Genomic DNA, 11,497 nt, shown 5'->3' on the forward strand with positions numbered 1-11,497 from the left:
AACAAGTATGAGTGAAACAAAATTGATGGCTTTACGTGAGGCAGTAAACCTTGCCATGAGCGAGGAAATGCGTAAAGATGAAAACATCTTCCTTATGGGTGAAGATGTTGGTATCTACGGCGGTGACTTTGGTACTTCAGTGGGTATGTTGGCTGAATTTGGTGAAAAACGTATTAGAGATACGCCAATTTCAGAAGCAGCTATCGCTGGTGCTGCTGTTGGATCTGCCATCACAGGTCTTCGTCCGATTGTTGACTTGACTTTCATGGACTTCATCACAATTGCCCTTGACGCTATCGTTAATAACGGTGCAAAGAACAACTACATGTTTGGTGGTGGATTGAAGACACCTGTAACCTTCCGTGTGGCATCTGGTTCAGGGATTGGTTCTGCAGCACAGCACTCACAATCTCTTGAGTCATGGTTGACCCACATTCCAGGAATTAAAGTGGTTGCACCAGGGAATGCTAATGATGCTAAAGGCCTTTTGAAATCTGCTATTCAAGATAATAACATTGTTATCTTCATGGAACCTAAGGCACTTTACGGTAAGAAAGAAGAAGTAACACAAGATCCTGATTTCTACATCCCACTTGGAAAAGGTGAGATTAAACGTGAAGGTACTGATTTGACAATCGTATCATATGGTCGTATGTTGGAACGTGTTCTTAAGGCGGCTGAAGAAGTGGCTGAACAAGGTATTAATGTTGAGGTCGTTGACCCTCGTACCCTCGTTCCACTTGATAAGGAATTGATTTTCGACTCAGTTAAGAAAACTGGAAAATTGATGTTGGTAAATGATGCTTATAAGACTGGTGGCTTTATCGGCGAAATTGCTGCTATGGTTACTGAAAGTGAAGCATTTGATTACCTTGACCACCCAATTGTACGTTTGGCAAGTGAAGATGTGCCTGTACCTTATGCGCGTGTCTTGGAACAAGCGGTTCTTCCAGATGTTGAAAAGATTAAGGCTGCTATTATCAAGATGGCCAATAAAGGAAACTAACTTTCTAGCGACGGTTAAGTGATATGTCTCGCTAGTAAAATGTGTTTCTTGTTTTAACTGTGAGAGTATCGGAAAATATAATTTAAAGTAGAAAGGAGAGGACGTTAAAGCGTTTGAGTTGATTTGAACTCGAACGAAATGCTTCGGAATTTAGATAGTTTTACTTGTGTGCAAGCACACTAACGTAAAACTCCTAAAATTCTGTCGCATTTTAGCGTTCTTAGTATCATAAAATATGGCTTTTGAGATTATTATGCCTAAGCTTGGTGTTGATATGCAGGAAGGCGAGATCATCGAGTGGAAAAAACAAGAGGGTGATGTGGTTAATGAGGGAGATATCCTTCTTGAAATCATGTCAGATAAAACGAACATGGAACTTGAAGCGGAAGATTCAGGTGTCCTTTTGAAGATTACCCGTCAGGCTGGTGAAACAGTTCCAGTAACTGAGGTTATTGGTTATATCGGAGCAGAAGGTGAAGTTGTGTCTGATAATGCTGCGAGCGCACCAGTTGCAGCAGCTGCACCGCAAGTTGAAGAAGTTCCTGTTGTGGAAACGCCTGCCGCTACGCCTCAACCACAAGTAGCTGTGGTTCATGAAGGTGGTAAGGTTCGTGCAACGCCTAAGGCTCGTAAGGTGGCGCGTGAGTTGGGCATTGACCTTGCTCAGGTTCCGGGAACTGGACCAAAAGGTCGGGTGCATGCAGATGACGTTGAGAACTTCAAAGGTGCTCAACCTAAGGTAACACCATTAGCACGTAAGATTGCTGCAGATCTCGGTATTGATTTAGCGACCGTTTCTGGAACAGGCTTTGGTGGTAAGATTACTAAGGAAGATGTCCTTGCAATCAGTGCTCCAGCACAAGTTAAGGAAGCTGCTGCTGCACCTGCGGTTGAAGTTAAACCTGAAAAAGTCTTGCCAGAAGGTGTGGAAGTCATTCCAATGTCTGCTATGCGTAAGGCGATTTCTAAGGGAATGACGCATTCATACTTGACTGCACCAACATTTACTCTTAACTATGATGTGGACATGACTAACCTTATGGCTCTTCGTAAGCAAGTCCTTGATCCAATCATGAACAAGACTGGTATGAAGGTGACTTTCACTGATTTGATTGGTTTAGCAGTCGTTCGTACCCTTATGAAGGAGGAACATCGTTACCTCAATGCATCCTTGATTGATGATGCGCAAAATATCGAATTACATAAATTTGTTAATATCGGTATTGCCGTTGGTCTTGATGATGGTTTGATTGTGCCAGTTGTTCATGGTGCAGATAAGATGAGTTTGTCCGAGTTTGTTGTGGCCTCTAAGGATGTCATTAAAAAAGCTCAAGCTGGTAAATTGAAGGCTGCCGAAATGTCAGGTTCTACCTTCTCAATTACTAACTTGGGAATGTTTGGAACTAAATCATTTAATCCAATAATCAACCAACCAAACTCAGCTATCCTTGGTGTTTCAGCAACTATTCAGACACCTGTTGTTGTTGATGGTGAAGTTGTCGTGCGTCCAATTATGGGACTTTGCTTAACTATTGACCACCGTATTGTTGATGGTATGAATGGTGCCAAATTCATGGTTGATTTGAAGCATTTGATTGAAAATCCAATGGAATTGTTGATTTAAGTGAAATAAAATATCTGAAAACTGAAGTTTTGAAATAGAAAGGAGAGGGCGAACCAGAGGGCTCAACTGAACCCGAGCGGAAAGCTTGGAAAATAGACCGTCCGTCTACGTCAGCAAGCTGACGTGTCGGACATCTAATTTTCAGTCGCTTTCTGGTCGCTCTTGGTATCTTATAAATGGCTTTTGAGATTATTATGCCTAAGCTTGGTGTTGATATGCAGGAAGGCGAGATCATCGAGTGGAAAAAACAAGAGGGTGATGTGGTTAATGAGGGAGATATCCTTCTTGAAATCATGTCAGATAAGACGAACATGGAACTTGAAGCGGAAGATTCAGGTGTCCTTTTGAAGATTACTCGTCAGGCTGGTGAAACAGTTCCAGTAACTGAGGTAATTGGTTATATCGGAGCAGAAGGTGAAGTTGTGGCTGATAATGCTGCGAGCGCACCAGCTGCAGAAGCAACTGCTCAATTGGAATCAGCTGGACTTGAAGTTCCTAAAGCACCTGCCCAAGCTGCTCCAGTAGCTACTGCAGAAAAAGCACCACTTGCTGACAATGAATACGATATTATCGTTGTTGGTGGTGGTCCTGCAGGATATTATTCTGCTATTCGTGGGGCACAACTTGGTGGTAAGGTTGCTATCATTGAAAAGTCTGAATTTGGTGGAACATGTTTGAATAAAGGATGTATCCCAACTAAGACCTACCTTAAAAATGCAGAAATTCTTAATGGACTTAAGATTGCTGCAGGTCGTGGTATCAACCTAGCGTCAACAAACTACACTATCGATATGGATAAGACTGTTGACTTTAAGAACTCTGTCGTTAAGACACTTACTGGTGGTGTTCAAGGTCTTTTGAAGGCTAACAAAGTGACTATTTTCAACGGTCTTGGTCAAGTTAACCCAGATAAGACGGTTACAGTCGGTTCAGAAACAATCAAGGGACGTAATATCATCCTTGCGACTGGATCAAAAGTTTCACGTATCAATATCCCTGGCATTGATTCACAACTTGTGATGACATCTGACGATATTCTTGACTTGCGGGAGTTGCCTAAATCACTCGCTGTTATGGGTGGTGGTGTCGTTGGTATCGAGCTTGGTCTTGTTTATGCTTCATACGGTGTGGATGTAACCGTTGTTGAGATGGCTGACCGCATTATCCCTGCTATGGATAAAGAAGTATCACTTGAACTTCAAAAAATCCTTGCTAAGAAGGGTATGAAGATTATGACATCTGTCGGAGTTTCTGAGATTGTAGAAGCTAACAACCAATTGACCCTTAAACTTAATAATGGTGAAGAGATTGTAGCTGACCGTGCCCTTCTTTCTATCGGACGTGTTCCTCAGTTGGATGGTCTTGAAAATCTTAACCTTGAACTCGACCGTGGTCGTATCAAAGTTAATGCTTACCAAGAAACATCTATTCCAGGAATCTATGCTCCAGGTGATGTCAATGGAACCAAGATGCTCGCTCACGCTGCCTACCGTATGGGTGAAGTTGCGGCTGAAAATGCTATGCATGGTAATGTTCGTAAGGCTCACCTTGACTACACACCAGCTGCTGTATACACACACCCAGAAGTTGCGATGTGTGGTATTACTGAAGAAGAAGCACGCGCTAAATACGGTGATGTTCTGATTGGTAAATCAAGCTTTGCTGGTAACGGACGTGCCATTGCTTCCAACGAAGCTCAAGGTTTTGTTAAAGTCGTTGCAGATGCGAAGTACCATGAAATCCTTGGTGTTCACATTATTGGTCCGGCTGCAGCCGAATTGATTAACGAAGCATCAACAATTATGGAAAATGAATTGACTGTAGATGAACTCTTGCAATCTATTCATGGTCACCCAACCTTCTCTGAAAATATGTACGAAGCTTTTGCTGACGTACTTGGAGAAGCTATCCATAACCCACCAAAACGTAAATAAGATAAATGAATTAAATTCTCGGACAAAGGTTCGAGAATTTTTTCATGCATTTTTATTTGTATTTATTTGAAAAAATCGTCACGGATTTTCAATAGTTTTGAAGAAAAATACGAATAATAAGTTAAAGAGTTTTCTATCAAGAGAGAAAGTTTGTTTATAATTTTATAATATTTCTATTTTATTTAGAAAATTTTTAATAATAACCTTTCCACGAGAGTTTTTATGTGGTAAAATGGTTCAAGTATTACAAATGCAAAAGGAAAGTTAAATGCGAACGAAAGATTTTATCTACTATGCCAGTGCGGCTGTTCTCTTGGCTGTCACTACTCAGGTTGCTCAAGCTGATGAAGTGGCAACACAAACGCCTTCTATTACTGAAGGAAACCACTATCAACCTGCGACTGCAGCAGAAATTTTTGGTGGTGAAGCGTCACTTACTGAAACACCAAGCTCAACTGTTTCAGCCCCTGCCTCTGTAGCAACAAGTGAAGTGCCAAAAGCTAACACTCCAGCAGTCTCTACAGCTATTGCTAAACAAAGTTCGGAAGTGTCTAGTGTGGCTGTAACCTCAACTGCATCAACATCTTTAGCTAACTCAACAACGATTGTTACGTCTACATCAACAGAGATTTCAAACGCTAGCTCTGAGAGTGTGACTGCTTCTGCACATTCAACAGCTTCTGAGGCCCCTAACAACGCTGTTGCCACACCTGCTAAATTAACGAATTCTTCGGATGTCTCTTCGACAAATCTTAGGGTTCAGCCTAAGACTTTTATTGATGTTAGCAGCCATAACGGTGATATCAGTGTAGAAGATTACCGTGCTCTTGCCCGCCAAGGTGTGGGTGGTGTCGTCGTTAAATTGACTGAAGACACTTGGTACAATAATCCCAAAGCTCCATCACAGGTTCGCAATGCTCAAATCGTAGGCCTCCAAGTATCGACTTATCATTTTTCTCGATACACTACTGAGGAAGAAGCACGTGCAGAGGCTCGCTTCTATATCGAAGCAGCACAAAGACTTAACCTTCCAAAGAGCACTGTTATGGTTAATGACTTTGAAGATTCCAACATGCTTCCAAACATCAACCGTAATACCCAAGCCTGGGTTAATGAAATGCGTAAGTATGGCTATAACAACTTGATGTTCTACACGAGTGCCAGCTGGTTGGATGAAAACAATCTAGGTTATAGAGGTCCAGTTTCAACCTCTCAATTTGGTCTTGAAAACTTCTGGGTTGCTCAATATCCATCAACAACACTTACAGCTACAAGTGCTAAGAATATGCGCTATAACGGTAAAACTGGTGCATGGCAGTTCTCAGCGACGGCTAATCTTTTGCCAGGAAAACATGTCTTTGACCAAAGTGTTGATTATACTGGGCGATTTACAGCTAATGTCGGTGTTGAGGCAGATCCAACTCAAGGTGATTTGAGTGGTGTTATCTCGATTGTCAATAACAACCCAATTCTAGGTAGCTTTGATGTTGTCATTTCTAATGTCAAGGCACCAAATGGTGTTGAGACTGTAAAAGTGCCTATCTGGTCAGAAGTTGATGGTCAGGATGATATTATTTGGTATACGGCTGACCGTCAAAGCAATGGAGCTTATACTGTCAATGTAAAAGCTTCAGCTCATAAAAACACAACAGGTCTCTATAATGTTCATCTTTACTATGTTCAGAAAGACGGACAATTGACTGGTGTGGGGGGAACGACAACGCAAGTCTTCATTGGTAAGACACCTGAGCAGTTGAAACCTAAAGCAAGTTTTGCTATTGAGAATAACAATGCCCAAAATGGTACATTTGATGCTGTCATCACTAATATCACAGCACCTTTGGGTGTTAAGGATGTTTTGGTGCCATCATGGAGCCTTGAAAACGGTCAAGACGACCTTATTTGGCATAAGGCAACTAAACAAAGCGATGGTAGCTATCGTGTAACCATTAAGGCAAGTGAGCATAAGGGCAATAAAGGTAATTATCGTGCGGATGCTTATATTGTAGATAACTCTAACAATCGTCACTATATTTCAGAAAAAGTAGTATCGGTTGACTATGCACGTCCAAGTGGTGTCCTTTCGATTGAAAACAACAATACAGCAGCAGGTACTTTTGATGCAGTTGTTCGTAACATTGTTGCTCCTACAGGTTTAAAAGAAGTTCTTGTTCCTTCATGGAGTTTAGCTGGTGGTCAGGACGACCTTATCTGGCATAAGGCAACTCGTCAAGCTGACGGCTCTTACCGTGTGACGATTAAGGCAACAGACCATAAGAATTCAACTGGTAAATACCGTGCCGATGCTTATATTGTAGATGACTCAAACAATCGCTTCTACCTTACTGAAAAAGTGGTAGAAGTTACTCAAACTCGTCCTACTGCAAGTCTCATTATTGAAAACAATAATGTTGAATTGGGAACTTTTGATGCAGTTGTTCGTAATATTTCTGCTCCAAATGGTGTTAAGGAAGTCTTAGTGCCATCATGGAGTCTTGTGAACGGTCAAGATGACCTTATCTGGCACAAAGCGACTCGCCAATCAGATGGTAGTTATCGTGTCACTATCAAGTCTAATGAACACAAGAATTCGCTTGGCAATTATCGTGCTGACCTTTATATCGTAGATAACACTAACAAACGCTACTATGTCACTGAAACGGTGGTAGACGTTAAACATAACAAACCAGTTGGTACGATTTCAGTAGTCAACAATAATAAGGATACTGGAACATTTGATGTCATTATCAGTGATGTCTATAGCCCTAAAGGTATCCGTACTGTTCAAGTGCCTATCTGGTCTGAAAAAGATGGACAAGATGACATTCGCTGGTATGAAGCGACTCGTCAAGCTAATGGCACTTATACGGTAAATGTTCAAGCTACTAACCACAAAAATTCAACAGGTTTGTACAATATTCATTTGTACTACATTTTAAACGATGGGTCACAAGTTGGTGTAGGAGGGACAACGACAACAGTTGAATTCCGTAATGCTAAGACTAAAACGCAAACCTATATCACTAATGTTAATTCAGAAGCTGGTAGCTTCACTGTAGTGGTAGATCAGGCACCTCAAGGGCGTCAAATTCAGAAAATTCGAGTGGCGGTTTGGTCTGAGAGCAACCAAGGAAACCTTTCTTGGTACGATGCTACACCGACTAGCACACATACTGAGGTCAATGTTTCTACAGTCAATCATAAGAATCTTGCTGGAAATTACACGACTCATGTTTATGTTGATTATACAGATAATACAGTAGAAGGTTTTAACCTTGGTCAAACGTCACTTTCTCCACGTAATCGTCGTGTTGAGCCACAAACGACTTATTATTCTCAACGTGACCCTCGCTGGGCTTCTAAGTGGTATGGTGTCAGCAATATGGATCAATCTGGTTGTGTTCCAACATCATTGGCGATGACTTTTACAGATATCTTGGGAACAACTGTAGCACCAACAACTGTAGCAGATTACTTGTATTACAATACAAATTCATTCAATAAAACATCAGTTGCTGGTACTGATGCGGAAGGTATTGTCTCAGCAAGTAAAAACTGGGGGCTTAAGAGTAACATGCTTTCAAGCATCTCTAGTATTGCTTCTGCTTTGTTATCCGGTCAACACGTTCTTGCTGCGGTAGGAGCAAGTCAGTTTATCAACTATCCATATACTCATGAAATTGTTCTTCATGGCTATGATAATGGTAAAACTTATGTACGTGATCCATTTAATGCTGCAAATAATGGCTGGTATTCTTTGGATTACATTCATGGTGTTAAGAGTACAGATCCAATGGACACTAAACTTGGTGCACCATTCTTCTCAATCTTTGCTTAGTTTATTAAATGAAAAGTCTTCAGAAGTGAATTTCTGTGGGCTTTTTATCGTTCCTATTGTATATTCTTGGAACTATATCAATCAATTGTCAAAATCTTTTATTTTGTATTTAATTCCTTGTTATTATGATGAATATTAGATTAATTAACCTGAATTGAGTAGTCTTTTATTTGAAAAACACTTATTATTTTTTCATTTTTGTTATTTTTTTAGAGAATTATCACTTTTCCTCTATTCGTAAGACAGTTTCTGTGGTAAAATGATTGACGTATAAAAAGTGTTAAAGGAAAGTTAAATGCGAACTAAAGATTTTATCTACTATGCCAGTGCTACTGTTCTTATGGCAGTAACCACTCAAGTGGCTAGTGCCGATGAGGTAGCCACTCAAATACCTACCGTTGCTGAAGGTAGTCATTATCAAGCTGCAACGGCAGCTGATATTTTTGGAGGTGAAGGAGTTCTGGTTAAGGACGCACCGTCATCATCAGCAGCATCCACTGTGGCAACTCCGTCAACCGCTACAAGTGAAGTAGCAAACTCAAGTACTCCACAAGTCAGTCAATCAGTGGTAGTTTCAACTGAAACTTCTGAATCAAGGACAGTCGCTTCCGAATCAGTAGCTAAAGTAAGTTCGGTAGCAAGTTCAGAAAATACATCTACTTCAAGTGTTTCAGAGGTATCAAGTGCAGCTTCGACTGAGCCAGAAAGATTGACTCATTCGGTATCAGGTCAAACTGCAGATGCCTTGCAACCTAAAGCAAATTTTTCAATTGAGAATAACAATCAGACGACTGGTACCTTTGATGCAGTTGTTCGTGATATTGTCGCTCCTTTGGGTGTCAAAGAAGTTCTCGTACCATCTTGGAGTTTAGCTAATGGCCAAGATGACCTGATTTGGCATAAGGCAGCTAAGCAAATGGACGGCTCTTACCGTGTGACCATTAAAGCAGTAGATCACAAGGGAGAGGCTGGTAATTATCGTGCTGATGCCTATGTTGTTGATTTAACAAATAAGAGTCATTATATTGCTGAGAAAGTAGTCTCCGTTAATTACTCTCGTCCAAGTGCAAGTCTCGTTATTGAAAACAATAATGCGGTTACAGGTACCTTTGATGCTGTAGTGAAAAACATCATTGCTCCTACAGGTTTAAAAGAAATCCTTGTACCGTCATGGAGTTTAGTCGGTGGTCAAGATGATTTAATTTGGCACAAGGCTACGAAACAAGCGGACGGTTCGTACCGTGCGACTATTAAGGCAAGCGACCACAAGCATTCAACTGGTAACTATCGTGCCGATGCCTATATTGTAGATAACTTTAACAAGCGTTTCTACTTGACTGAAAAAGTGGTGGAAGTTAGTCAATCTCGTCCCAGCGCAAGCCTAACGATTGAAAATAATAATGTAGCTACAGGCACTTTTGATGCTGTGGTTCGAAATATTGTTGCACCAAATGGCTTGAAGGAAATCTTGGTACCGTCATGGAGTCTTGTTAATGGACAGGATGATTTGGTGTGGCACAAAGCGACTCGCCAAGCAGACGGTAGCTATCGTGTCACCATTAAAGCGTCGGACCACAAACATTCAACGGGTAAATACAGAGCGGATGCTTATCTCATAGATAATGCTGGTAACCGTCAGTATTTGACTGAGACTGTGGTTGAAGTCAATGAAACTAAGCCAAGTGGTAGTATTTCTATCTTAAATAACAATGGTGCTGGTAGTTTTGATGTGCTTATCAGTGATGTCTATAGCCCTAAGGGTGTGCGTACGGTTCAAGTGCCTATCTGGTCCGAAAAAGATGGGCAAGATGATATTCGCTGGTATGAAGCCACACGTCAAACAGATGGCAATTACAAAGTTAATGTCCAAGTGGCTAATCACAAATACTCGACAGGTACTTACAATGTCCATCTTTACTATATTCAAAAAGATGGCTCACAAGTTGGAGTTGGGGCGACTCAAACAAAAGTGACCTTATCGGAACCCAAAGCAGACCTTGCCATCACTGGTCTCAACAATGCTACTGGTAGCTATGATGTTGTCATTTCAAATTTGGTTGCACCATACGGCTTTAAAGAAGTTCTAGTTCCAACCTGGTCAGAAAAGAATGGTCAAGATGATATCATCTGGTACAAGGCAGCTAAACAAGCTAATGGAGACTATAAGGTAACCGTTCGTTCAAGCAACCATCAAGGTGATAGCGGTCTCTATAACTCTCATGTCTACTTGGTTGATAATGATGGTAAATTCATCGGCCTTGGAGGCAAACAAGTGACCCTTGATATTACCAAGACTCAAGGAACCTTAACTATTGCCAACAACGACAAAAATCGAGGTACTTTTGATGTTGTTATCACCAATCTCACCAATCCAGGTGGGATTACAGGTGTCGTTATCCCTGTTTGGTCTGACCAAAATGGCCAAGACGATCTTGTTTGGCATAATGCTACAAAACAGGAGGATGGTTCTTACAAGGTGACCGTTTCAGCTAGTCAGCACAAGTGGAATTCAGGCAAGTACATCGTTCACGGATATTTGACAGATGCATCGGGTAAGAATATTGGCTTTGGTGCAACTTCTGTTGACGTGGTAGCTCCTAAGAAAATCGGTTCAGCTTCTCGAGGAAACTATGATGTCTTTAATAAGATTGTTTATCTAGATGCGGGCCATGGTGGCTATGATCCAGGGGCTTCTTATTTTGGCATTTCTGAAAAGAGCTTGACCTTGGCTATCCAAAGTCGGGTGAAAGCTAAACTAGAAGCAGAGGGTTATCAAGTTGTGACCACACGCACAAGTGATACCTTTGTCGACCTAACAGATCGTTCACGTGCTGCCAATGCCTCTGAGTCAGATATTTTCGTCAGTATCCATATCAATGCTTCAGGAAGTTCAGCAGCACAAGGTATCGAGACTTATTATTACCAACCTTTTGCGGAATATCCTTCACGTATTAATGCGGCTTATCATGCCAATCCGACTCGTTTGAGCATGAGTGATACCCTGGCAAATGCTATTCAGTCTAGCCTTATTAACGCAACTGGAGCTCAGAATCAGGGCGTTAAGCGTCGCACCTTTGCGGTCTTGCGAGAAACAA

Annotated in this window: 5 protein-coding genes; all 5 read left to right on the top strand. The window is 41.3% G+C overall.

Annotated features, from left to right (window positions below; genetic code table 11):
• Window positions 1-7 precede the first annotated feature (7 nt).
• Window positions 8-1,006: an alpha-ketoacid dehydrogenase subunit beta gene (locus HMPREF0848_RS03240; protein WP_008534608.1), complete on the top strand. Its 999-nt coding sequence runs from the start codon at window positions 8-10 to the stop codon at window positions 1,004-1,006.
• A 235-nt stretch (window positions 1,007-1,241) separates the two neighbouring features.
• Window positions 1,242-2,630: a dihydrolipoamide acetyltransferase gene (locus HMPREF0848_RS03245; protein ID WP_008534609.1), complete on the top strand. Its 1,389-nt coding sequence runs from the start codon at window positions 1,242-1,244 to the stop codon at window positions 2,628-2,630.
• 176 nt (window positions 2,631-2,806) lie between these two features.
• Window positions 2,807-4,564 carry a dihydrolipoyl dehydrogenase gene (lpdA, locus tag HMPREF0848_RS03250; protein WP_008534610.1) on the top strand — a complete coding sequence of 586 codons (1,758 nt, stop codon included), beginning with the start codon at window positions 2,807-2,809 and terminating at the stop codon, window positions 4,562-4,564.
• Between the two features lie 268 nt (window positions 4,565-4,832).
• Window positions 4,833-8,402: a GBS Bsp-like repeat-containing protein gene (locus HMPREF0848_RS03255; RefSeq protein WP_037608858.1), complete on the top strand. Its 3,570-nt coding sequence runs from the start codon at window positions 4,833-4,835 to the stop codon at window positions 8,400-8,402.
• Window positions 8,403-8,697: 295 nt separating this feature from the next.
• A partial coding sequence (locus HMPREF0848_RS03260) for a GBS Bsp-like repeat-containing protein (protein ID WP_008534612.1) occupies window positions 8,698-11,497 on the top strand: 2,800 nt, incomplete at its 3' end.

It is taken from the genome of Streptococcus sp. C150 (assembly GCF_000187445.1).
Lineage (GTDB): Bacteria > Bacillota > Bacilli > Lactobacillales > Streptococcaceae > Streptococcus > Streptococcus raffinosi.